This is a genomic window from Flexistipes sp., assembly GCF_036172515.1.
Lineage (GTDB): Bacteria > Chrysiogenota > Deferribacteres > Deferribacterales > Flexistipitaceae > Flexistipes.
Map to the genome: position 1 here is coordinate 1 of NZ_JAXKVW010000022.1, position 25,191 is coordinate 25,191.

The following is a 25,191-nucleotide window of genomic DNA, read 5'->3' on the forward strand; positions in this document are numbered from 1 at the left end:
TAATTCTACAGCTTCTCGCTTAAAAGATTCACTGTAAACTCTTCGTTTCTTCATTTCGCACCTCTGCTTTTTTTATAGCATTGGCTTAACTTACTGTCTACTAAACTGTAGCATGTCCACACTACCTCACCACCTCACCACCTCACTCTTCACCCATCACGGCTTTTACAGATTTTCAATAACCCTCTGCAGCTTAAAATAATTAATAAAAACCTGTGTTCTGGCATTTATCACATTATATTTGGCACGTGAAAGATAAAAAATAGCATCCAGAATATCAGTGGAGGTAGCTACACCTTCTTTAAAAGAAGCCTCCGTTACCCTTAGATTCTCCTCAGCTTCTTTTAGGCTGGTTCTGGCAACCCCAAGATTTTCTAAAGCAACAGTTTTATCTTCGAAAACATTCTGGAGCTGATTTTTAAGATCAAGTTTCAACTCCATTACATCCATTTTGGATTTTCTCATTTCAAGTTTTGCTTTATTAATATTTGAATATTTCTGAAAGCCGTTAAAAATATTAAAATTTACATTCACCTGCCCTCTTAACTCGTCCTCCTCATTATCACCGTAAGGATTCGCGGAGTCGGCAGAATTGGAGTACCTCATTGATAAATCAACTTTGGGATAAAGAGAGCTCTTTGAAGCCCCCACACTGTAATGTCGTGCCTGAACAACCGTTTCAAGTGCTTTCAGCTCACTTCTGACAGCGTACATTTTTTCCTTATAAAAATCATATTCATGAAACTCAGGAATTGTTTCCAATAATTGAAAGTTGATATCCTCAATCTTTATTTCAGCATTAACTTTTCTGGATAACGTGTTGAGAGATTTATCCAGCTCCGCCTGTGCTTTCAACAGCTCCTGCTTTGCATTATCCATTTCAACTTTTATTTTCAATACTTCACTCCACTTCATCACTCCAACATCGTACTTCAGTTTTGCGTCCTCATATTTCTCTTTATAAAGTTTAAAGGCATTTTGACGAACCTCAAGGTAACGCTGATTTCTGTAAACGTTGAGATAAGCTGCGGCAACATCAAGTTTAATATCCTGTTTTTTAGACTGCAGTTCAAACAGACTCACCTTTTTCATTTCTTTTGCAGACTTAAGGTTATATTTGTCCCTGAAACCGTCAAAAAGGTTGTAGCTTAAGGAAATATATAAGTTGCTGTTTTCACTGTTTTCAAACATGGAGTCTTCATCCAGCTGGTTGTACTGATAGCCGAGATCGGCGGAAGGCATAAATTCACCCTTCTGATATCTCACATTTTCTTCAGATATTCCGGTATCAAATCTGTATTTATGCAAAACAGGTCTGTTTTTAACAGCTTTTTCTTTCAGTTCGTCAAGACTTAGTGCAAAAGCATTCACCGCCGCCAGTAAAATTATCAATACAAATAATTTTTTCATCACTTACCTCTCATAAAAAATTTTCGCAAATTAAAACTTTGGTAAATATTCAATCTTATCTTTTGGAAGTGGGACTTTAGTCCCGCCCAATATACAGATTTTATTTCCATACCAGATCCCGTCAAAATGCAGGGCTGAAGCCCTGCCTCCGAATACACTATTAAGCGATATATTGCCAATTTGTTAAGTGCATTTAATATGCAATTTTCAACTTTATCAATTCTCTCAACTCTTGCTTAATCTTTGATTAAACAAGAGGGGTAAACCCCAACGACCTCTAACAACCTCAAATACATCCAAATACCTTTTCATCAACCTCTGCTTTACCTTTGCCTTTACCTTAGCACTTAACACTTAATACTCAGTTTTCCCCTTTCTTATGTCCGATAAAAATTCCCAGCAGTGAAGGGATGACAAAAAGTGTAAAAACTGTCGATATTGCCAAACCACCCAACAGGACACTTCCTATACCTCTGTAAAGCTCAGTACCTGATCCCTGTGCGAGAACCAGCGGCAGCATACCGAAAAAAGTTGTCATCATACTCATAAAAATCGGTCTGATTCGGGTTTCAACAGATTTTATAATAGCAGTTACACCACCCAAGCCTTCATTATTCATATTATTGAGTGTCTGATAAACAATCAGAATAGCATTGTTAACCACAGTACCCACAAGAATTATAAAGCCCAGCATTGTCAGCACATCAAAAGCCTGCGGAGCAATAAACATATTAACAAGTTTCAGTCCGACAAAACCGCCTGCTGCAGCCAGAGGTACTGTAAAAAGAATGATAAAAGGATAAAAGAAGTTCTCAAATATCGCCGCCATCAGCAGATAGACAATAATTACGGCAAGCAGAAAATTTCCCGACAAGGACTGCAGTGCTATCGCCAGCTTATCCGCGTTACCACCTAAATTGGTGTTTAAGCCGGAAAGCGCTCCTTTTTCTTTCATAGGCTGTATTATTTTCTGCGCAATTGTGTCCATAGCCGTTTGGAGTGGAATATCTTCCGGAGGTGTAACTTCAAGAGAAATAACCCGGCTTCTCTCCAAATGGTTAATCTGTGTCACTCCTTTAGTGTACTGCAAATCAGCCAGATCGCGCAATTTCAGCAGATCACCGTTTCTTGTGGCAACCGTGCTATCCATAATATCTTCAGGAGAATTATATTTATCTTCCTGACCTGTAACAACCATGTCAATTGCTTCCTTACCGCCCGGCTTATAATCACCGATTTTATGTCCGTCCATAAGGCTGTCCACAATAATACCCAGATCACGCTCATTGAAACCGTTGGCAGCCAGCTGTTTTCTCTGAGGAACAATATTCGCTTCAGGATAACTTATTTCAAGGGATGGAACAGGTCTGATTTGCGCCTCCGGCATCGCCTGGGAAATGGCTCCGTAAAGCTTTCTTGCAGCACCTGTAATCTGCTGCAAATCATTACCCATCACATCCACTTTGACAGTTCTACCCTCACTTATATCATTTTGGAAAATACCGGTCTGAATACTCACCCCATACATTCCCGGCATTTCATTTATTATCCTGTTAAACAGCGGAATCATCTTTTTGGCTTCTGTCTCGTGAACACTTGTAGCACCGAAAAGGGTTATCCTGTCCGCACCGATATAAAATATCTCCTCAATTTTCGGAATCCCGTCTTTATAATCCTGCTTAAAATACGGCGCCGTTTTTTCATAAATTGTATTACCTATTTCTTTTTTCTTTTCATATGACATCCCCGGAGGGGGAACAAGTATATTAAGGACAAGATTCTGATTACCCTGTGGCAGATATTCGGCTTTAGGAATGAGAAAATAAACGGTTAATACTGCCATAAGGGTAAGGCTGATAACAGTTGCAAACCTTGTAAAATAGTTTCTCAACGACTGTTTGCTGAAAAACATGATGATATTCACAAAAAACATGCCGAACTTACCGATAGACTCGCCCTTCCTCTTTTTATTCTTTGAAACCTTAAAAAACTGGTGCGCTATGGAAGGAATGGCTATTACTGAAACCAGGTAGCTGAGAATAATGGCAAAGGTAATCGCTATTGCTATGTCTTTGAAAAGCTGCCCCACTTCCTGCTGCATAAAAATAATGGGAAGAAAAACAACTATTGTGGTGGTGGTTGAGGTAAATACTGCACTCCAGACCTCTACTGTCCCGTCGTAACAGGCATCAAAAGGCTTCTTGCCCATCTTTCTGTGTCTGTCTATATTTTCCAGTACAACAATGGCATTATCCACAAGCATACCGACGGCAAAAGAAATACCGGCAAGACTGACAACATTTAACGACCGCCCGAACGCATTCATAAAGATAAATGTACCGATGGCTGAAACCGGCAATGCAATCGCTGTGGTAACCGTAGAGCTGAAACTTCTAAGAAAAAGTATCAATACAATGATTGCCAGTATACCGCCGATAAGAATATTCATTTTAACTGTGTTAATAGCTGTATTAATGTAGGGTGTCTGCTCGTGCACAACCTTAAGATTCACTCCCTTATCGTGCAAAACCGACTCATTAAGTCTTTTAACTTCCTGTCTTACCTTTTCTGTGATTTCAAGGACATTGGAGCCTTTTTGTTTGGTTATACCCATAACAATGGTGGGTTTTGCATTATGCATAATAGAATTGAGCTGTGGCTCGTATCCCAGCTGTGTTTTAGCCACATCATTCACTCTTACCGTATTTACACCGTCGCTGGATAGAACAACACTGTTAGGGGCATCGGGATTTTCAAATTTACTTTTGGTTCTTATACGATAGCTGTTTTTACCCACTCCCATAATTCCTGCCGGTACATCATTGTTAGCAACAGCAACACTGTTAGCCACATCGGGAATGGACAGACTGTTTACAGCAAGTTTATCGGTGTCGGTGATAATCTCCAGACGGCTTGCTGTACCGCCAAACACCATAACATTACCAACCCCTTCAATTCTGCTGAAATACGGCTTTATTTCATCATCAAAAAAGGTTTTGTAAGTATCAACGTGTCTTTCGTTTCCAGGCATACTCTGAACAGCCATCCATATAATAGGTGATCCCTGGGCTCCGGAAGCGTCAATAATAGGTTCATTAGCATTATCAGGATAATCGGATACTTCATTTAATTTATTGGAAACCCTTACCATCGCCGTGTCTATTGGCACTTCAAGATCAAAAGTAAGGGTAATTTCACTCCGGCTGTTGTAACTGGAACTTTCCATAAGCTGCAGACCACGAAGGTCTTTCAGTTTTTCTTCCTGTTTATCTACAATCTCAACTTCCACTTCATTCGGAGATGCGCCGGGCCATGTGGTGGTAACTGTAATTTTCGGAAGCTGAATATCAGGGCTCAACTGCACTGGAAGTTTGCCGATACTCAGCAAACCGAAAAGAACAATAAGCAATATACCGACAATAACCGTTACGGGTCTGTTTATAGCAAACTTGATAATATTCATTACTTCTCCCTTGTTACCTTAACCGGCTGATCCGGTCTGAGTCTGGAATTGCCCTCTACAATAACTTTCATGCCGGGAACGATATGCCTTGAGTCGGTTCCCACCATTTCTCCGAGATAACTTACAATATTTATCGGAAGTATTTTGGCTTTACCGTCCTTAATTGTATAAACAAAATTTTGACCGTTATTACTGATAACTGCGTCGCGGGATACTATTCGCATCTTTTGAGGCTCACTCACCGGCAGATTTACATTTGCCGTCATATTGACAGGTAGTTTTGTAAAATAAGGGATGTTAATTTTCAAATAGACATTTTTTGTCTTGGGATCGGCTACCGGATCAAGTCCTGCCGCCGTGCCGGTGACATCTTTATCAAATGCAGTAAAATTCAGGAAAATTTCCAAACCTTCTTTAAAAAACTTAACATATTTTTCATTAACCGGTACCTGTACTATCACATCATTAGTCGCAGCAATTGTACAAACAGTGCTGCCGGGAGCCATCCATGCGCCGTCAGACACCTTTTTACTTAAAATGATTCCGTCATAAGGAGCTTTTATTACACTTTTGTCCTTTTCCAGCATTAGGCGCTGCAAAGCCAGTTCCTGAGCCTGCTTTTCCTTTTTCATACGTTTGTATTCAAAAAGGAGATCTTCATACTGCTTTTCACTGGCGGCATTCTGTTTATAAAGTTTTTCATACCGCTGCAAATCCCTGTACACATTTTCAATGCGCACTTCCAAAACTTCGATTTCCTTTTTCTTAATACTAATATCTTTATCAAGGAAATCGGTATTAAGACGAACCAGTACATCACCTTTATTAACGATATCACCTTCGGTAAAAGTTGTATCTTCAACAAGCCCTGAAACCTCAGAAGATAATTCAGTCGTGGTATCGTATTTGACCAGGCCTATTTTATTTTCAGTTTCTACAATTTTCTTTTCCTTTACAGTGCTGACAACAACATTGGCAGCCCTTTGACCTTCCTGGGCAAAAGCCGTTACTGCAAGCAAGCAGAATAAAAACAAACTAATGATTCTCTTCATCTTTCACCTCAATATTTTCTATATTGTTATACATTTTTTGCAAAATCCCCAAAAGTCCTTGCTTCTCCTTATTACTAATACCGTTATAAATCATGCTGTTGTATTCAGGCATTATGGATTTGGCCGGCTCCTCCAGCTTTCTCCCTTTTTCAGTTAAAAACACATTGGTGCATCTTCGGTCTTCGCTGTCAGTCACACATTTGACAAAACCGCGGTCAATGAGCCTGCTTATGAGCCTTGCCGTACTCGGAGCGTCCTTTATGCTGCGTTTTGCGATATCATGCTGACTTAGTCCGTTTTCGTCCCATAAAATGGTGAGAATTCCCACCTGCTCCGGTGTAATATCATATTCCGACCAAAGTTTTGTAAAAATCTTTTTCATCCCGAAAAAAACTTTGGCCAGAGTCATAGAAATATCTTTTTCCAGCAAATTTTCATCAGTCATAGCAGAAACCACCTTTTATTGTCGTGACAATAGTTGCCGCGACAATAAATATAATTAAATGAAAAGTCAAGCAGTTTTGGCAAAAGAATCAGGAAAAATAAAAATTGTTGTAAAAGTCGTAAGGGTTGCAGAGGTTTTAGAGGTTGTAAGGGTCATAGAGGTTTTACAGGTTGTTTATTTTACAGCCTTGGACTCATCACTATCACAAACGTTGAACCTTGAACATTGAACTAACCTGTCACTCATCACTCATCACGCTTCACGGTATCACATACGCATTACGGTGTCTCGCATTACGACATCTACTTATTTATTCAAAGATCTCTCCAATTATAATTGCAACAATTTCTTCATAATATTATAATTGTAAAGAATAAGCTTCGCTGATAATATGGTATAAATAAACTTTTCAGTATTTTGGAGTTCACTGTGAGCCAACAAACAACGAAATTAACCCGAAATTCTCTTATATTACTTTTTTCCTTTATTTTTTTACTCCTGACTACATCAGCATATTCAGCACCCGGCGACATTCTCTTCACTCACAACAATTCTATAGACACTTTTGATGAAAACTCATTAAATACTTATTGGAATGTTGATTCAAATGGCGGAGATGCCGGAATATCAAATGGTACGCCTGACTCTGACGGCAGAGCAATGTATACAAGATATGGTGAAGTTACTGTAACCACTAAGCGTACAATTGACCTTTCCGGAAAATATGCAGAACTTAGCTTTTGGGCTCAAGTTGGAGATGACAGTTTCAGCGAAGACCCTGATGCCAATGAAGATTTAGTAATAGAATATAATGATAGCAACAATGATTGGCATATTCTTGCCCGAATTGCTGGTGATACAGCACCTGGATCAGTATTTAATCAAACCATAGAAATTCCGGCAAATGGTTTGCACAGTAACTTTCGTTTTCGCTTTAGACAAACAGGCGGTAGCGGATATAATTATGACTACTACCATATTGATAATGTAGTACTTAGAGAGGCTTCACCTCCGCCTCCAGGATTTTGCGATGACTTCGAGAACGGTCTTTCAAACTGGATTATAAGCAATAACAATTATGCCGGCATTGGTGAACAAACTTATGATTCGCCTACACACAGCCTTTATCTTAACGGAGGTCCAGTAAATGCAACTTCAAGACTGATGGACTTATCAGGCAAATCAGCCGCAAATCTAAGCTTTTGGCTTCAAAGAGGCAGTGATGACATTCTGGGAAGTGAGTTCCCAGAAGATGGTGAAAATATTATTGTTTCATATTTTAATAACAGCGGCAACTGGATTGATTTGGAAACATTTCAGGGGGGTGGAACACCTGGAGAAGTGTTCAATAAAACTTACATTTTACCAAGCGATGCATTTCATAGCGGACTGCAGGTACGCTTCAGTTTGACTGACGGCAGTGGTGAAAATTGGGATTACTGGCATATAGATAATTTTTGCGTCCAAAGTCCTGCTATGCTTTTCCTTGATTACAGAATGGATGAAGCCGAATGGAGTGGTACAGCCGGAGAAGTGAAAGATAACAGCTCAAATGATTATGATGGTACTGCTTATAACGGTTTAACCACAACAGATAACTCTACAGTTAATGGTGGAATCTGCAGAGTAGGAGGTATATTTGACGGAGTGGATGATTATATTGAAGTGCCGGATCTTTCCGCATTACAGTCAACGGCCTCTTTGAGCTTTTGGATAAAAACAAATCAAACCGGCAATGATACTGCATGGCAGGCACCAGGTATTACAGGAATTGAAGAAAACGGAGGAACTAACGATATTTTCTGGGGTTTTATCGATAGCAATGGCAATATTGGCATTGCTGTAGGCAATAATTTTACCATAAAATCTAATAATGAAGTAAATGATAATCAATGGCATCATGTAGTTCTTACAAGAAATGCTGATACAGGTGATGCAAAAGTTTATGTTGATGGGATACTTGAAGACACAGGGAACATGAATAGTGGAAGCATTGGAAACAGTTTTTCCAGTATTGGCAGAATTGAAGATACGGGGGGCTCACCTGAATATTTTAACGGTTATTTGGATGAAGTAAAAATATTTGATAGCATTCTTACTGATTCTCAAGTTTCTAATATTTATAATAACGAAAACAACGGTAACAACTGGGATGGAACACCACGAACATGTCCAAGTGTACCGGGACAAATAGATTGCACAGATATATTCCCCAGTGCTGCCCAAAACTCTGAATCCAACAGCTCTATAGAATTTGGATGGAACGCTCAGGTTTCTGATCCAGACAATACTCTTGAAACATATGAAATCATCTATAACCAATGGAGTAATGATACTTGTATAACTACTGATTGCGCAGCATCTAATTCTATATCTAAGAAACCAACACTTGGTACCTTCATAACTACTAATAGTACTTTAGATGTGAATTTGGGTTGGAGAGAAGATTATACGCTTGGGAATAACAATATAAACGAATATAGAAATATAGACAGCGGGGGTCGCAGCACTATATCAGACAGCGGTAATTTTGATGTTTATAAAATTCAGACTCTTTCGTTAAAAGACAGAGATACCTTAGAGCTTCAGGGAGGAACAGATTATTGGATTGAAACTTTTAACTTTGATGGTTCAAGGATTGAAATCACAGTCCAAGGCAACGGTACCGCCAGACTTTTTATTAAAGACCCAACAGAATTTAGTTGGAGAACAGATATTAATGAAAACGGCGAACCTAATAATTTACTAATTGTGGACTATGGTGATATCACTTTTTCAAACGGTAATGATGGAGAAATTAATGCTGTGGTGTATTCTAAGGGAAGTATTGAAGTTGGAAGTGACATTGAAATAAATGGATCTTTAGCTGCAGAAGGGAATATAAACTTAATTAGCAATAGCTACATTAACTATGATATAAATTGGATATCAAATTTAGACGATCGAGGTTTTTGCGAGAGCCCAGGATCAAATCTAAATCATATTCTTCTCACACACGACGGTTACGCTCTGACATGCAGAGCTGAACCGATTACTGTTAAAGCCTGTGCAAATGATAATTGCTCAACACTATATAATAATCAAGTAACTGTAAATTTCACCAACCCATCTTCCGGTTGGGAAACAGACCCTGCTACTTTTACCGGTGGTCAAACTACTGTAGATTTAATCCATACCGATAACGAAACTATAACAATAAATGCTGAAGCAACTTCTCCCATTGCTGATAATAATACAAGGTGTCTAAACACAAGTGGTGGCGCTGACTGTGAAATTATATTCACAGATGTGGGAATAATAATTGATGGAGACGATGCCAGCACAAATCCGGAAAGCGATATAACAACTCAGATTGCCGGTAAACCTTCCGACACAAATCCAAACGGTGAAACCCAGCTTATCCGTGTAATTCGAACAAATGATAAAACAGGGGCTTGTATTCCCGGGGTACAAAACAAAAATTTAGATGTTTCTTTCAGCTATTCACTGCCTCAAATAAATCAGGGATTGGAAGATAATTCTATACAAGTTACTGCTAATGGAGGCAACATAATTCTCACTGACAATACTACCACTCAGTCTTTATCACTTAGTTTCGATAGTAATGGCACAGCACCTTTCATCTTCGAATCATCAGATGCCGGGAAGTACTCTTTGACAGCAGAAATGCAAATTCCCGTTACTTACTCAGACAATACAACTGCCGTACAAACTGTCACTGGAACAGATACAAGTAATGCATTTGTTGTGCGGCCTTTTGCAGTCTTTGCAAATGCTGTCGGAAACCCAAAAAGTCAGGATGCAAACGGAGGCGTATTTAGAAAAGCCGGTAACCCATTCACTCTAAATTTCAAAAGCTTAAAATGGACATCTGGCAGAGATTCAGACAATAACGGGGAATGGGATTCATGCGATAATTCAACTCTAACTGATCCCGGAAGCAATTATGCCCGTGTTCCTTCATGGGATATTGGTCAACCCTCTGTCAATTTAGCGCTCCCCTCTACCGGCAATAATCCCGGTATAAGTTATAATAACGGAAATATTACTTTTGCAAAGAGCAGCAACACTGTCAGCTCCGATAATATTACTTTTGGTGAAGTTGGTATAATTCAAATGCAGAAAGATGGATTGAACAATTTCCTTGGAGAAAGTGTTCAGGTTTGCTCGCCTTATATCGGCAGATTTACGCCACATCATTTTGAAGTAACATCAAAAACAACCGGAGACTTGGCTAATCAATGCAGCAACAGTTTCACTTACACAGGGCAAAAAACTAATTATCTTGTTAAGCCTGAGTTTATAATAACAGCTCAAAACAAAGATAACAATACCACCCAAAACTACAAAGGCAATTTCTTCAAACTTGAAAAATCAGGTATCGATATAACAACCCCGACAACAGACGCTAATCAAGTGGGTGAAGATGGAGTAAATAAAGTCAAAGTAAGTGTTGAAAGGGATGATGCATCTTTAAATCCTAATAATGACGGAACTGCCACATACACCTTCGGCAATGACAATATCACATATGTAAGAGATAACAATTCTCAAATAGCACCGTTTGATGCTTTAATAAATTTTGAAATAAACAGTATAGTTGACAACGATAGTGTTTCCGCAATTAATTTACCGGATAACATATCAGCAAGCGGTACAGAAATCAGATATGGCAGAATGGATATTTTGGATAATTACGGCCCTGAAACTGAGCCTTTAACTTTGGACGTAAGAACAGAATATTGGGACGGGGATTCTTGGGAGTTAAACGATAATGACAGCTGTACTCAGCTAACTGACAGCGATTTTTATCTGGATAATTATACGGTAAATTTAAATTCAGGCGAAACATCTCTTTTTGGCATTGCAGATATTAATAGTGGATACGGCTCATTGTCCCTGACAGCTCCAGGTGAAAATAATAATGGCTCTGTTGACATCAACCTTATTAGCTATCTATACCTACTGGATAACGAAACAGTTGGAACCGCGACTTTCGGCATATATCGTGGCAGGGATATAATCATAGACTGGCAGGAAGTACCTGCGGAATAGTAAGATAGTGAAATGGAGAGATAGTGAGGGAGTGAGGTAGGAAGATGGAAAAGCCGCATAAAAAATTAAAAACATGGCAAAAATCTGTGGAATTTTGTGTAAAAATTTACGAAATTACAGAAAAATTTCCAAAAGATGAATTATACGGACTAACAAGTCAGATAAGAAGAGCAGCCGTTTCTGTTCCATCAAACATTGCTGAAGGTGCTGCCAGAAATTCCAGTAAAGAAAAAGCACAGTTCTATAATATAGCCCGAGGCTCAATCAGTGAAATTGATACACAAATAGAAATAGCTCTTAGACTGAAATATATAGATGATAATGATAAGCAAATTATAATAAAAAGCTTAACAGAAATAGACAAATTGCTTTATGGATTATGGAAAAAATCATGCGAAATAAAATAAAGGAAACAGAATCTCTCTTTTTCTCTACCTCACGATCTCACCATCTTCCCATCTCACTCCCTCACTCCCTCACCATCTCACGCGCTAAGCGCGGTTTTACATTGATTGAACTGGTTATAATAATAATTCTCGTAGGTATAGTTGCTATGGTTGTTGCTCCTAAGATTACTACATCTGATATAGAAAAAAATGCGGAAGTTGTCCGGTTGATGTCTGATATCCGATATGTGCAGCACAAATCAATGGTGACAGGCGGAGGAAAAGGCATCCTGTTCACCACCCACGGATACAATTTTCTCGGCATTTCCGATAAAGAGGATATAAGCGGTCTGTCTGCTATAACTCCACCCTCACAAAACCCGCTTTACTTTGATTATTTGGGCAGACCCGATACTGACAATATTTCGACCAATGATAATATTGTCACAAATAAAATCACAATAACTATCGGCGGGAAAAATATTTATATAGCTCCCTATGCAGGCGGGGTCTATGAATAAAGGATTCACTTTAATTGAGATAATTATTTTTATAGTTGTTTTTTCCATAGGTGTTATGGGAATAATGATGCTGTTTTTTAACACACTCGGCAAAACATCCGATCCTACTTTGAGGCTAAGAGGTGTGCAGGTTGCCGAAGCCGTAATGGAGGAAATAAAAGGGAAAAAATGGGATGAATCCACTCCAAACGGCGGTGATAATATAAGTACAACTATTGCAAATATTTGCACAGAAGAACCGATTGATCAGGAAGAAGAATTTGATGATATAGACGATTATGTAAAAGACAGTAATTGTGATGCAAACACAAAAACTTATTCTGACTATACCAGCTCCGATTTCGGTTTTGACAATCTGACCAGCGGTTTTGACATTTCTATAAAAGTCGGCTTTGCAGATAATTCTACAGGTGTTTATGATTTTGTTAACAGTCAAACCAATTTTAAATTAATAGAGATCAAAGTTACAAAAGGTGTACTTAATGAGACTTATACCCTAAGGATGTTGAAGGGCAATTTTTAAACGCCGTAAGGCGTTATTGGTTTGGGTCGTAGGGGTTGTATAGGTATTATAGGTAGTTTGTGTTATGTGGAATATTGAGAGGTTTGGATGGGTAGAAGCTGGAAAGATTTAATTGTGTGGCAGAAAAGTCATGAATTCGTATTGTATATCTATGGGCTTCTGGAAGAGTTTCCCAAAGAAGAAAAGTACGGCTTAGTAGCACAAATTGAACGAGCATCTATCTCTATTCCTACAAATATAGTTGAGGGGCGCTCAAAGAGCAGCAACAAGGAATTTTTGAAATTTTTATACATTTCCAGAGATTCCCTGGAAGAAGTAAAATATTTACTCATACTCTCCAGAGATTTGAACTACATTTCCAAGGAAATATATCTGAAACTTGAAGAAAAATTGTCAAAAATCGGCATGCTTCTAAATAATCTCATCAAATCCATCGACTCCCGTACCACCTCTACAACCTCTACTACCCCTACTACCCCTACTACCCCTAAAACCAAAGGGTTCACATTGATTGAACTGATAATAGCCATAGTATTGTTAGGCATTGTGGCAGGTGTCGGGGTGAATCTAATTATGCCGATATTTACCGGCTACGTTGACACACGGACAAAGGAATATCTGTTTAATGAAGTAAAATATGGTGTCCAAAGAATGGACAGAGAGTTGAGGATGGCTGTTCCAAATTCTGTAAAAGTTATCGACAGTGGCAATGGAATACGATTTATGAAACTTTACAGCGGCAATTACTATGAAAAACCGAAGGGAAAAAACAAAAATTATCTGAACATTTTTGATAACTGCTCAAATATACTGAAAGCTTTTGACCCTGCCACCAAAACTACAAACGATAATCTGACCGTTTATGTTACTAAACCGGACAAAATATACAATACACCGAAATATTGGTATAATGCTTCCAAATGTTACAATAAAGACAACATTACAATAAGTAATGATTTGAAAGCCCAATCCCCTTACAACAGGTTCTACGTTATCGATACGCCGATGACTTTCTATCAAAGGGGGACAAGAATCTATATGAGCAGGGATTACAACTGGACAACAACTGATGGAACGGATAACAGCTCTCCGCATTACCGGCTCATGTCATATGTTAATGATATTGACTTCAATTATGAGCCGGGTATTCCGCAGAAAAGAAACGGAGTGGTGACAATTGCAATTACAATGAGAAAAGGAACCACAACACTCAATTATAAACACCAGGTTCATATAAGGAATGTTCCATGATTAATAACAATAGAGGCTTTTCACTCCTTTTGGCAGTTTTTCTCCTTGTGGTATTCGGATTCATCGGTGTATCAATTGTCACTATGTTATCGAATCAATCAGTGAGCTCCTCCGAGGAACTGATTTCCGCACAGGCTTTTTATCTTGCTGAAAGTGGGATTGAGTGGGGGATCAGGAAATCAATTGTCAACGGATCATGTGATAACATTTCGAGCAAAGAAGTAAAAATTGAGAATCAAAGCGGATATGCGACGGTAAATGTCAGAAAAATATCTGACAATATATCCAGCCAGCCGCCGGCAAATTATTCAGAACTTTGCGAAGTAACATCCACAGGCCAGATTAACGGCATCAAAAGAAAACTAAAGGTCAAATTTAAACAATAACCTCACTACTTCACTATCTCCCCACTTCCCTATTTCCCTATTTCCCTATTTCTCCATCTCACCACTTCTCTACTTCACTACCTCACCACTTCTCTACTTCACTACCTCACCACTTAACTGTTGTCAGTAAGTGTTGATTTGTCAGAAGCAATATATTAAGCTATAATAGTAATAAATTAAGAACTTAAGTTTGGCTGTTCATTCGGTCATTACGAGGAGCCGGGGTCGACGTGGTAATCTCAAATACGAGATTGCTTGACTGTGCTCGCAATGACCGCAAACGTCATCGCGAGGGCGGCAGCCCGTGGCGATCTCATGTTTCTTTATATGAGATTGCTTCGCTACGCTCGCAAGAATGCCTACGGCTAGCACCAGTTCTTTGAACTGGTAAATATGTGTAGCATTCTATTTATTCACCTAAAGGTGAATTCCAGACTGGTTATGGCGTCATTACGAGGAGCCGGGGTCGACGTGGTAATCTCAAAATAAGAAAAGTAGAGAGATTGCTTCGTCGTATTCACTCCTAGCAAAGACAGAAGGTGCAACTGCGAAATTTAAATTAATAGTAAATTATAAAGGAAAATAATGTACAACGAATATTTCGGATTCACATCAAAACCGTTTATAAATACACCTGATCCGGATCTTTTTTACTGCTCCGAATCCCATGAGAAAGCTCTGGAAGCCATCACATACGGGATACGGCAGCGCAGCGGTTTTTTAAGCCTCATTGCAGATGTGGGAAGCGGCAAAACAACTCTCTGCAGAGTGCTTCTAAACAAACTTACCAATGTCAAATCAAGCCTTATCCTGAATCCCTTTCTCACACCATATGAACTTTTGTGTTCCATACTGGAGGACTTTGGAATAAATATCCCAAAGAACGCTAACAAGAGTGCTTTGTATAAAATTCTTTCAAAATTTCTTATAAATAATTATAAAGAGGATAAAAATGTTGTAATAATTATCGACGAAGCCCAAAATCTGTCATTTGAATCATTGGAAATGCTCCGACAGATATCAAATATCGAGCTGGAAAATGACAAATTGGTTCAGATTCTGTTGGTGGGTCAGCCGGAACTGGAAGCCCTCCTTCGCCAAAAAAATCTAAGGCAGCTCAATCAGCGCATAGCTGTAAAAGTAACACTGGAACATCTAAATAATAACGAGACCGAAAATTATATTAATTTCCGAATCACCGAATCATTAAAATATAAAAAATATATATTTTCCAAACCAGCAATAAATGCCATTTACAAATATACCAAAGGGAACCCCAGGGAAATAAATCATATAGCAGACAAAGCTCTTCTTTTGGCAGCTGCAGACAAAAAGAAGCAGGTTAATAAAAAAATTGTAAAAGCAGCATATAAAGATTATATATTTATCGGTTCAAGCGGCTTCAAATTTAAAAAATCCCTGATGTATGCATCTGTACTGCTTATACTGATTATCACAGCAGCTTTTACATTTAAAAACTCAAATTTACCGGCTTTCAGCTCCGAAAAATCAGCAGATAAAAAGCAGGCGGAAATGCAGAAATCATCCGATTCATCACCGAAAACAGCAAAAACAGAGAAAGTTTCTAATGCAGACAGAATCAGTACAAAATCGACTGAAACAGAGAATACAGAAAAATGTGCACGGCTGAAGGTAAATCTTAACTTCCGTGCTAAACCATCCTTGAATGCTGAAGTGATTAAAGTATTGTCAGAAGGCTCAATTTATGTTATTAACGATATAAAGGATAAATGGATCAGAATATCCGAGGGCAACAGAAACGGCTGGATAGTTAATAAAAAATCGTTTATTGATATAAAAAAGTGTGGTGAATCTTGAGCGAAATCGCTGATGCCCTTAAGAAATTAAAAGATAATAATAACAGCCGCAAGTCTGCCGGAAGCTATTCTAAAAAATACAGTTTTCCCCATTTCAGCTTAAGCACAATTTACATTCTGACAGCAGCCATCATTCTGATAATACCTGCTGGCCTGTATTATTACCATACGCAGAACATTGTTGCCAATATAAATCATACCAATATAACACCCGTTAATGTTCTTCAGGATAAATTTAACAGCAAATTTGCGGAATATCAGGAAACTATGTCTGAGAAGAATACAAATGATTTTTACCTTCTGCTCCTTTCCGGAAATTACAATAAGGCTGAAGAAATAGCTGAAAAATCAGAAAATAATAATTTACTCGCCATGCTTTACTTTTTTACAGGCAACCTTTCAAAATCAAAAATCATTTGTGAAAACATTTTGCATAGAAACCCGGAAAACCCCGAAATTCTAAACATCCTTTCCATGATATATTTTAAAATGGGTGATTTTGAAAAATCAGCGGATATCCAGGCAAAAATCGAAGAGGAGAACTACAAGACCCTTTTAAACAAAGCCGTAATCTATGAAAAAATGGGCAATTATTCGCAGGCTTTGAGTTACTACAGCAAATCATTAAATCATATGGAGCAAACAGATAAACCGCTCGGAGAAAGTTTTCTCAAAAAAACACTGAAAAGAAAGATATATATGCTTGGGAAGAAGCCGTGATGCGTAAAGCGTTATGGGTGATGGGGAAATAGAGAGATAGTGAGATAGAGAAGTGGTGAAATGGAGAAGCAGGAAAATGGTGAGAAATGAAGCCTAAGATGATTAATACTCTTGTTGTCGGTGACAGTCAGATTGATCACTGTATATTTACGGGCAAAAAAGGCGCTCTTGTGTTGGAAGGCCTCACGACACACGATTTTACCTTTGAAAATTTTGATGATTTTCCCCATATTATCAGCAGCATAAAAGAAAACTCCGGCAAAAACAAATATCTTTATGTTATTGTCATTGCAAAAGAAATTATAAAAAATGTAAACGTATTTAAGCAAAACATTAAAAATCCCCGCTCCCAAATACTCAACTTTCTGAAAGAGGATTTCGAAATATCACTTGCCGACTATTACATAGATTACATGATAGATCAGCAATACGACACAAATATTGTGTACACAAATTCATCGGCTTCGCCGATGCTAGTTGCTTATTCCGCGGCAATACCCAGGTCAATGTGTGATAAGATCATGGAAGTTATTACCGATGAAGGATTTAAAACCCTCGGAATGGAAACTGATACCAACGCCCTATTCAGACTGGGCAAAAACGTTCTCGGTCATAAGACTTTCCTGCATCTGCATGTCAGAAATATTGACTGTACCCTATACATCAGCAGCAACAATGTTATCCTTGTGGAAAGAGAATTGAACATTGGCATAAGGGAAATATTGTCAACTATACAGTCTAATGCAGGAGCAGATGCAGAGCAGGCCAGTCAGGCACTTTTTGAATACGGTCTGAATGAAGAAAATGAAACGGAAGAAGATGAAAACAAATTTAAAGCAATTTCTGAAGCTGTGGACAAAATCAGTCTGGAAATTCAGCGGACAATTGATTATTATTTCCAGCAGTTTAGTGCAGAACAAATCCAAAACATACTGATTACCGGCGACATACTGAAAGTTCCGCATTATGGGAAGTATGTGCAAAATCTTTTTAATATTGAAACAGTATGTTATGAGGCATCAAAGGAGCTGACACTGGATATCGATGAAAAAATAAATTTTGATGAATTAAAATATATTACAGAGTCCATAGGTCTGGGGATGAAGATATTATAATATGAAGAATAACGAAATAAATCTTCTGCCTTTGAAGTACCAGTTTGATTTTAATAAACACGTTGCCGTGAGAACCTCTATAGCGGTGATTGTATGCAATATAATACTGCTCGGAGTCATTTACTACTGCAACATAACAATTATCGACAAACTAAACGAAAACCTCGCTCAAAAACAGGCATACCACAGCAAATTGGTGAGTCTGAACTCCAATTTCAGCAAATACGAACAGGTATACGAAAACAAAAAGAAACAATTATCAGATGCAAAATCAAAACTTCGTGAACTCATGGCTGATAATCAGAAAAACAATTCGCCTGTGATAGACTCATTAAGACTGTTTGAATTTATAAACCGAAATATCTACGTTTCATCATTCAGTTACGGCTCAGGCACATTCAATTTTAACGGTACCGCAGCAAATGACAATGCATTCTACCGCTTTTACAAAGATCTCGAACAATCAGAGGTGGTTACGCGGGTAAATTTTCTAAGTTTAAACAGGACAGATGACAGCAGACAACTGAAATTCAAGGTAAAAATAACCATGGAGCCCTTTTATGAGCATTAACGTAAAGCTTAGAGATATAATAATTCTTGCATTATTGCTTATTATCGGGCTGAATTACGCATTCTATAAATATGCATATTCGGGGTTCATTCAGACAAGATACGAATTGCAAAATAAAATCACACAGCTGCAGATAAATAATGCCGATGAAATAAGTAAATTTCACTCAAAAATGGGTATATTTGACAAAATCATAACCATTGATAACAATATAAAGGATGTGAAAGTAAGTATAGCAAAGCTTAAAAAGGAAACACAGACAAAAGAAAACGTTTCGGATATTTTGAAAACACTGCTGCTCAGTACCAATATGAAAATACAGAGTTTGAATGTGGCAAATGTAAATATTAAAAACAATCAGCTAATTCAGACTTTTAACGTAAAGGCTACCGGAAGTTTACCTTCTGTGGTGGAGTTTATGCAGAATATTGAAGATAAAGGCAATATTTTAAGCATTGAAAATTATTCGCTAAGTTTTAATGAAAATAATATGAATTTCAGCGCCACAGTAAATGCTGTAAGTTCAGGGAATGATGATATATAAGAGCATCAGTATTTTTGTTTGGCATATAGTTTTACAAGAAAGAGGTCTCTCGACTCCACGTTGTTTCACTCGGGATGACAAAAACTTAAATGTGTCATTTCGATGAACCACTGTTAAGTGGTGAAGAGAAATCTCTACGTTGTTTGACAAAATACCCCTTCTTATTCTCTCTCTAATCCAGGGGGAGCAATCGCTTCCTTCCCCTAAGGTAGGGGAAGGGTAGGATGGGGTATGGAAAAAAAATTGTTTAACAGGAGAGATCTTTCTCTTGTAAGATAAATATGGCCAATAATTTTTGCAAATCTGCTGAGAGGATGCGGTGAATTGATATGAAAAGTATTTGTACTCTAATGGCAATTTTGACATTAATTTTTATTTCGGCAGGCAGCCTGTATGCAAAGGAATTTTATCTGAGTCTTCCTCTGCCTTCGAATACGCAGTATAACAATGTCAACGACAATACAATCAGGTCTGTCCCCTCTGAAAAAACATTCGAAACAGCAAAAGAGGAAAAACAGAATATGAAATTGAATCTTCAGGGTATTATCAAAGTAAGCAATGATTATACGGCACTTATAAACGGACGGATTCATAAAACCGGTGATAAAATCAACAGCTATAGAATTATTTCTATAGACAGTGACAACGTATTGCTTTCAAAAAACGGAAACAGGGTGGAATTATATGTGGGCAAAGATTAAAATTTTATTGGTATTTTTTATTTTAATGATATCTGCAGCTTCTTTGTATGCTGAGAATACAAAAAGCACAATGCAGCCTGAAAAACTAAGCCAAAACGTTTCGCTCAACCTGCGCAATGCCAGTATCAGAACTGTGGCGACCGTTTTGGCAAAAGAATCGGATTTTAACATTGTTTTGCCCGATAATATCCAGGGCAATATAACCATGATGCTCGAAGATGTTACACTATACCAGGCTTTACAGGCACTTTCCAGAAGTGCAGATCTTACCTACTCAATAGAAAATGACATTATCTATATTAACAAAAAGAATCAACCGGCAGGCATCAGTGATATGGAAAATTTCTTCTATTATCCAAAATATATCAGTTTGGGCAAGTTGGCATCAGTACTAAAAAATTACCTTGGTCCGCAGGGGAAAATTGTCGTTGACGATTTCAGCGGAGTGGTAATCATCTCCGATACGAAAAAAAATCTCGATTTTATCAAAACTGTTATCAGCAAGATTGATAGAAACATTAAACAGGTTCTGATAAAAGCAAAAATCGTGGAGCTGACAAAAAGCGGAAGCCAGGACTTAGGTATACAGTGGGGGGCAACAATTAACAAAACAACGGGAAGCGATTTCCCTCACACGATACAAATCGGCGGCGGCGCCACAGGCGGTGATATAACCGGTTTAACACCTTCGGGCTCATCCGGATATTTTGTCAATATGCCGGTAGCCTCACCGGCCGGTGCTTTAAACATGATGCTCGGCAACTATGCAGGGTCTTTTCTCCTTGATATCCGCCTTCAGGCTCTGGAAGAGGCGGGTAAAGCAAAAGTCGTTTCAGAGCCCAGAATAATGACTATTAATAACCAGCAGGCAAGAATCGAAAGCGGCCAGGAATACAAATATAAAGTTATTGAAGAAAATGACGGAGATGTTGATACAGACGTGGAGGAAGATGAGGCAAAACTTGTGCTGGAGGTAAAACCTCAAATTACCCCCGATAACAAAATATTAATGAATATTTCTGTGGAAAAAAGCGAACTGGATTTCAGCCGTGCAGTTGACGGATACCCTATGAAATTCACACGCAAGGCGAATTCTTTAATAATGGTGGATGATGGTGAAACTGCAGTTATCGGCGGACTTACTCAGCAGACCACTTCACAGAGCAGCACTTCTGTTCCTTTTCTCAGTGAAATACCGTTTCTCGGGGCACTCTTTAAAAGTAAATCCACATCGAATAAAACCAATGAGCTGGTTATCTTTTTAACTCCGAAAATTGTTGAAAATAATGAAAGCGTGGCTGAAAATCAGTGAATTCCGGATTAGATTATGAAGTTCGTTTATAGAGGAACTCTTGACAACGGTGAAGCAACAAGCGGCAGCGTTGACGCAGCCGATGAAAACGAAGCATTTTCCAAGCTTGCCGACCGCGGCATTACCGTGGAAAAAATTTCTGTATCGGCTCTCGGAGGACTTGACAAGCACTGGAAAGAATTAAAAAACAAATATAAGAAAGTAAAACTCGAAGATCTTATAATTTTCACCAGACAATTCGCAACACTTTTTTCCGCCGGCATTCCAATGGTTACAATTCTGGAAAGACTGCAGTCACAAACCCAAAGTAAAAAGCTCGCTGAGAAGACAAAAGATATTCTGGCTGACGTGGAGGCCGGTTCACCTTTGAGTGTTGCATTCGGCAAACACAGGGATGTTTTTTCTCCCCTTTACATCAATATGCTCAATGTCGGTGAAGAAGGCGGTGTACTTGACATTGTCCTTGGCAGACTCACCACTATACTGGAAACTGACCTTGAAACAAAAAACAGAATAAAAACGGCCACACGCTACCCGAAAATGGTAATATCCGCAATAGTGGTGGCTTTTATCATCCTGCTTACTTTTGTAATACCGAAATTTGTAGGAATTTTCAGAAAATTTGACACAGAACTTCCTCTGCCTACAAAGATTTTAATCTGGCTCAACTCTTTTTTCCAGAATTACTGGTGGCTTCTTATAATAATCGTAGTAGGTTTGGTTTTTGGCTATAAGAAAGTGAAAAATACGAAAAAAGGCAAAGACTTTATCGACAAATACTCACTTCAGGTACCTGTGTTAGGCAATCTGATGCATAAAATATATGTTTCCAGAATTGCAAGAATTTTGGGGCTGCTTTACAAAAGCGGAATCGGCATAATTACAAGTTTTGAAATTGTCTCCGAAGTAACAGGAAACAATATATTGAAAAGTGAACTTCTTGATATCAGAGACAGGGTCTCAGGGGGCACCAATATAGCTTCTGCCTTTGTCACTTCATCATATTTTCCTCAGGTTGTAAGTGATATGATTGCTGCCGGAGAGGAAACGGGGCAGCTGGACAATATGCTTTTTAAAATCTCCGATTATTATGACGAAGAAATCAATTACTCAATAAACACTCTTTCCTCTGCTCTTGAGCCCATATTACTCGTTTTTATTGCAGGTATGGTTTTAATCCTCGCATTGGGAGTATTCCTGCCGATGTGGGATATGATAAAAGTATTTCAATAAATTTATGATAAACAGGAAAGGATTTTCTCCCTACGAAACGGTAATTGTGATTTGTGTAATAGCTGTTTTAATTACCATATTTTACCGTTATTACAATCTTCTTGAAACAAAAAGTCTGTATACAACGGCAAAAATTGATATGCAGACAATAAAGCTCAACATTGACCTGTATAGAGCTTACAACAGCAAATATCCGGATAATCTGTCGGTTTTAAAGAGCGAAAAGTATTTACTGCAAAAAGAAACAGCTATACAAACAGATGTTGTAAGGGAGCTTTCTCCTGACAATCTTATTTTGGCAAGAAGTACTTTTGAAAACGGCAGGCTTGTCGACCCTTTCGGAAACCCTTATATTTATGATAATAAAACGGGAAAAATAGCATTCTCAGCAAAAACGAAAAATGTAATAAAAAAATTGAAGGAAGAGAAGGAGAAGTAGAAGTAGTTGAGGGTGTAGAGGTTCACCACTTTGACGTCATTACGAGGAGTCCGCTCAGTAGCGGACGACGTGGTAATCTCAAGCGTCATCGCGAGGACGGCAACCCGCGGCGATCTCATGTCTGAGAGCTTTGAATAATTATAGTATCGTCACCCTGAACTTGTTTCAGGGTCTTGTAACTTATTGGTATTATGAGATGCTGAAATAAATTCAGCATGACTAACACGAGTTATTCAAAGGTTTCGTCTTGTATTAGAGATTGCTTCGTCGTTGTCACTCCTCGCAATGACGGACAAAACGAAGTGCGAAATTTGAATTATTAAGTTATCATAATATTATAAGCAAAATCAGGAGTTTTAGTATGAAACTTAAAAAAGTGAAAATCGGTCAACTTCTCATTGAGAAAGGTCTGCTGACGGAAGCACAACTAAAAGTTGCACTTAACGAGCAGAAAACCAGCGGTAAAAAGCTCGGCGAAGTTCTCGTGGAGCTTGGATATATTGATGAAGATACAATGCTTACCGCCATTGCCGAGCAGCTCGGCCTTGAAAAGATAACTATGGATGAAATTCAGGTGGACAGCAACCTGAAAAAATATATGCCGGAAAATCTGGCAAGAAAATTTATGGCAGTTCCGGTTAAAATTGAAGGTAACAACCTTTATATCGCCACTAACAACCCCACAAACATATTTGCAATAGATGAAATCAGCCGTGTCACCAAAAAAGAGGTCACTCCTTATGTTATACGCAATGATGAACTGCTGAGTCTTCTTGAGCGTCTTTACGGTACCGAAGACAAACTTTTCAAAACCGCGGAAGCCGTAGAAAAAAGAATTCTTCAATCCGGCAAGGACAGCAATTTCCTTGAAAATCTGGCTGAGGATGCACCGGTTGTAAATCTGTTTGACAGTATAGTGGGAAAAGCCGTTAATGAAGGAGCCAGTGATATACATATCGAACCGGACGAAAATAAATTAAGAGTAAGATACAGAATAGACGGGGTTTTGCACGAAATTCTCTCTTTAAATAAAGTTCTCCACCCTGCTCTCATTTCCCGTATCAAAATTATGGGAGGTATGGATATTGCAGAAAAAAGAGTTCCACAGGACGGACGTTTTAAAATAAAGCACAATTTTAAAGATGTGGATTTCAGGGTATCAACACTGCCCACTAATTACGGAGAAAAGGCAGTGCTCCGTATTCTTGACAGAAGTAAAGCCATGCTTAACCTGGACAAAATCGGTATCGATGATCACAATATGAAGATTTATAAGTCGATTATTGAGAAGCCTTACGGGATAATACTTATTTCAGGCCCCACCGGAAGCGGTAAAACCACAACACTCTATGCAACTTTGAATATACTGAATTCCATTGATAAAAATATTGTCACTGTGGAAGATCCGATAGAATATAATTTTAAGATTATCAATCAGGTTCAGGTGGACGAATCTGCAGGTGTAACGTTCGCAAATGCTCTGAGGTCAATACTCAGACAGGATCCGGATATTATTATGGTTGGTGAAATCAGGGATAAGGACACAGCGGAAATTTCCATTCAGGCATCCTTAACAGGACACCTTGTATTGTCCACTATCCATACCAACGATGCCGTCAGCGGAATCACCAGACTTGTTGACATGGGTATAGAAAATTTTCTTGTATCAACATCAGTAATCGGCCTGGTTGGACAACGGCTTGTAAGAAAAATCTGTCCGGACTGTAAGGAAGAATATACACCGACTAAAGAACTTTTGACCAGGATAGGTTATGATGAAAATTCCGATGTGAAATTCAGCCACGGCAAAGGATGCGATAAATGCAGAAACACAGGTTACAGCGGCAGAATCGGAATTTATGAGGTCTTGAAGATAGATTCAGGAATAAGGGACTTGGTAAACAAAAACGCTTCCAACGATGAAATACTGAAATACGCTAAAACCAAAGGTTTTAAAAGCATGTATGAATCCGGCCTGGAAATAGCTGAAAAAGGAATAACGACTCTGGAGGAAGTCCTCCGTGTAACGACGATAATGGAGTGAGATAGGGAAATAGTGAGGTAGTGAGATGGGGAGATAGGGAGGTAGGGAAATAGGTAAAGGCAGTGGACTTTCCACCTTTTTCTACACAAAAAGTTAAGCACATTGCTCCATTTCTTTATAATATAGTTCCAGTTTCTCTCTCGGAGTATTGTATTCAATAGCTGAATGAGTCCTTTTTGAGT

At 38.5% G+C, this 25,191-nt stretch carries 21 protein-coding genes; 17 read left to right on the forward strand and 4 right to left on the reverse strand.

Going from position 1 to position 25,191, the window contains the following annotated elements; translation table 11 throughout:
* Positions 1-165: 165 nt before the first annotated feature.
* From UMU13_RS10975 to UMU13_RS10990, 4 genes are all read right to left on the reverse strand, one after another.
* Positions 166-1,410: a TolC family protein gene (locus UMU13_RS10975; protein ID WP_328219106.1), complete on the reverse strand. Its 1,245-nt coding sequence runs from the start codon at positions 1,408-1,410 to the stop codon at positions 166-168.
* A gap of 361 nt (positions 1,411-1,771) precedes the next feature.
* Entirely contained in the window at positions 1,772-4,873 is a 3,102-nt protein-coding gene (locus UMU13_RS10980; protein ID WP_328219108.1) for an efflux RND transporter permease subunit, read from the reverse strand.
* Complete coding sequence (locus tag UMU13_RS10985) at positions 4,873-5,925, reverse strand: efflux RND transporter periplasmic adaptor subunit (protein WP_328219109.1); 1,053 nt, start codon at positions 5,923-5,925, stop codon at positions 4,873-4,875. Before UMU13_RS10985 ends, UMU13_RS10980 begins: the two co-directional genes overlap by 1 nt.
* The gene (locus tag UMU13_RS10990; protein ID WP_328219111.1) at positions 5,909-6,370 is read right to left on the reverse strand and encodes a MarR family winged helix-turn-helix transcriptional regulator; all 462 of its coding nucleotides are present in this window, start codon (positions 6,368-6,370) and stop codon (positions 5,909-5,911) included. Before UMU13_RS10990 ends, UMU13_RS10985 begins: the two co-directional genes overlap by 17 nt.
* A gap of 58 nt (positions 6,371-6,428) precedes the next feature.
* Between UMU13_RS10990 and UMU13_RS10995 the strand changes: the two genes are divergently transcribed.
* From UMU13_RS10995 to UMU13_RS11075, 17 genes are all read left to right on the forward strand, one after another.
* Positions 6,429-6,599 (forward strand): hypothetical protein, encoded by a 171-nt coding sequence (locus UMU13_RS10995; protein WP_328219112.1) that lies wholly within the window; start codon positions 6,429-6,431, stop codon positions 6,597-6,599.
* 200 nt (positions 6,600-6,799) lie between these two features.
* Positions 6,800-11,425: a DUF6701 domain-containing protein gene (locus UMU13_RS11000; RefSeq protein WP_328219114.1), complete on the forward strand. Its 4,626-nt coding sequence runs from the start codon at positions 6,800-6,802 to the stop codon at positions 11,423-11,425.
* Positions 11,426-11,469: 44 nt separating this feature from the next.
* On the forward strand, positions 11,470-11,832 hold the full coding sequence (locus UMU13_RS11005) for a four helix bundle protein (RefSeq protein ID WP_273266047.1): 363 nt from the start codon (positions 11,470-11,472) through the stop codon (positions 11,830-11,832).
* A complete protein-coding gene (locus UMU13_RS11010; protein WP_328219116.1) occupies positions 11,817-12,332 on the forward strand; it encodes a prepilin-type N-terminal cleavage/methylation domain-containing protein in 516 nt (171 codons plus the stop codon). The genes UMU13_RS11005 and UMU13_RS11010 overlap by 16 nt, the downstream gene beginning before the upstream one ends.
* The gene (locus UMU13_RS11015; RefSeq protein WP_328219117.1) at positions 12,325-12,855 is read left to right on the forward strand and encodes a prepilin-type N-terminal cleavage/methylation domain-containing protein; all 531 of its coding nucleotides are present in this window, start codon (positions 12,325-12,327) and stop codon (positions 12,853-12,855) included. Before UMU13_RS11010 ends, UMU13_RS11015 begins: the two co-directional genes overlap by 8 nt.
* A gap of 87 nt (positions 12,856-12,942) precedes the next feature.
* A complete protein-coding gene (locus UMU13_RS11020; RefSeq protein ID WP_328219118.1) occupies positions 12,943-14,106 on the forward strand; it encodes a four helix bundle protein in 1,164 nt (387 codons plus the stop codon).
* Positions 14,103-14,492, forward strand: coding sequence for a hypothetical protein (locus tag UMU13_RS11025; protein ID WP_328219119.1), 390 nt, complete (start codon positions 14,103-14,105; stop codon positions 14,490-14,492). Before UMU13_RS11020 ends, UMU13_RS11025 begins: the two co-directional genes overlap by 4 nt.
* 585 nt (positions 14,493-15,077) lie before the next feature.
* Positions 15,078-16,331 (forward strand): AAA family ATPase, encoded by a 1,254-nt coding sequence (locus UMU13_RS11030; RefSeq protein WP_328219120.1) that lies wholly within the window; start codon positions 15,078-15,080, stop codon positions 16,329-16,331.
* Complete coding sequence (locus UMU13_RS11035; protein WP_328219122.1) at positions 16,328-17,050, forward strand: tetratricopeptide repeat protein; 723 nt, start codon at positions 16,328-16,330, stop codon at positions 17,048-17,050. Before UMU13_RS11030 ends, UMU13_RS11035 begins: the two co-directional genes overlap by 4 nt.
* Positions 17,051-17,136: 86 nt before the next feature.
* Positions 17,137-18,165 (forward strand): hypothetical protein, encoded by a 1,029-nt coding sequence (locus tag UMU13_RS11040; RefSeq protein ID WP_328219124.1) that lies wholly within the window; start codon positions 17,137-17,139, stop codon positions 18,163-18,165.
* Between the two features lies 1 nt (position 18,166).
* The gene (locus UMU13_RS11045) at positions 18,167-18,736 is read left to right on the forward strand and encodes a PilN domain-containing protein (RefSeq protein WP_328219126.1); all 570 of its coding nucleotides are present in this window, start codon (positions 18,167-18,169) and stop codon (positions 18,734-18,736) included.
* Positions 18,726-19,280, forward strand: a complete 555-nt coding sequence (locus UMU13_RS11050) for a hypothetical protein (protein ID WP_328219127.1) — start codon at positions 18,726-18,728, stop codon at positions 19,278-19,280. Before UMU13_RS11045 ends, UMU13_RS11050 begins: the two co-directional genes overlap by 11 nt.
* Positions 19,281-19,609: 329 nt before the next feature.
* The gene (locus tag UMU13_RS11055; RefSeq protein WP_328219129.1) at positions 19,610-19,981 is read left to right on the forward strand and encodes a hypothetical protein; all 372 of its coding nucleotides are present in this window, start codon (positions 19,610-19,612) and stop codon (positions 19,979-19,981) included.
* On the forward strand, positions 19,965-21,293 hold the full coding sequence (locus UMU13_RS11060) for a secretin N-terminal domain-containing protein (protein ID WP_328219130.1): 1,329 nt from the start codon (positions 19,965-19,967) through the stop codon (positions 21,291-21,293). Before UMU13_RS11055 ends, UMU13_RS11060 begins: the two co-directional genes overlap by 17 nt.
* 15 nt (positions 21,294-21,308) lie before the next feature.
* Positions 21,309-22,526 carry a type II secretion system F family protein gene (locus UMU13_RS11065; RefSeq protein WP_328219132.1) on the forward strand — a complete coding sequence of 406 codons (1,218 nt, stop codon included), beginning with the start codon at positions 21,309-21,311 and terminating at the stop codon, positions 22,524-22,526.
* A gap of 4 nt (positions 22,527-22,530) precedes the next feature.
* Complete coding sequence (locus tag UMU13_RS11070; protein WP_328219134.1) at positions 22,531-22,965, forward strand: type IV pilin protein; 435 nt, start codon at positions 22,531-22,533, stop codon at positions 22,963-22,965.
* Between the two features lie 361 nt (positions 22,966-23,326).
* Entirely contained in the window at positions 23,327-25,009 is a 1,683-nt protein-coding gene (locus UMU13_RS11075; RefSeq protein ID WP_328219135.1) for a GspE/PulE family protein, read from the forward strand.
* The last annotated feature ends 182 nt before the right edge of the window (positions 25,010-25,191 follow it).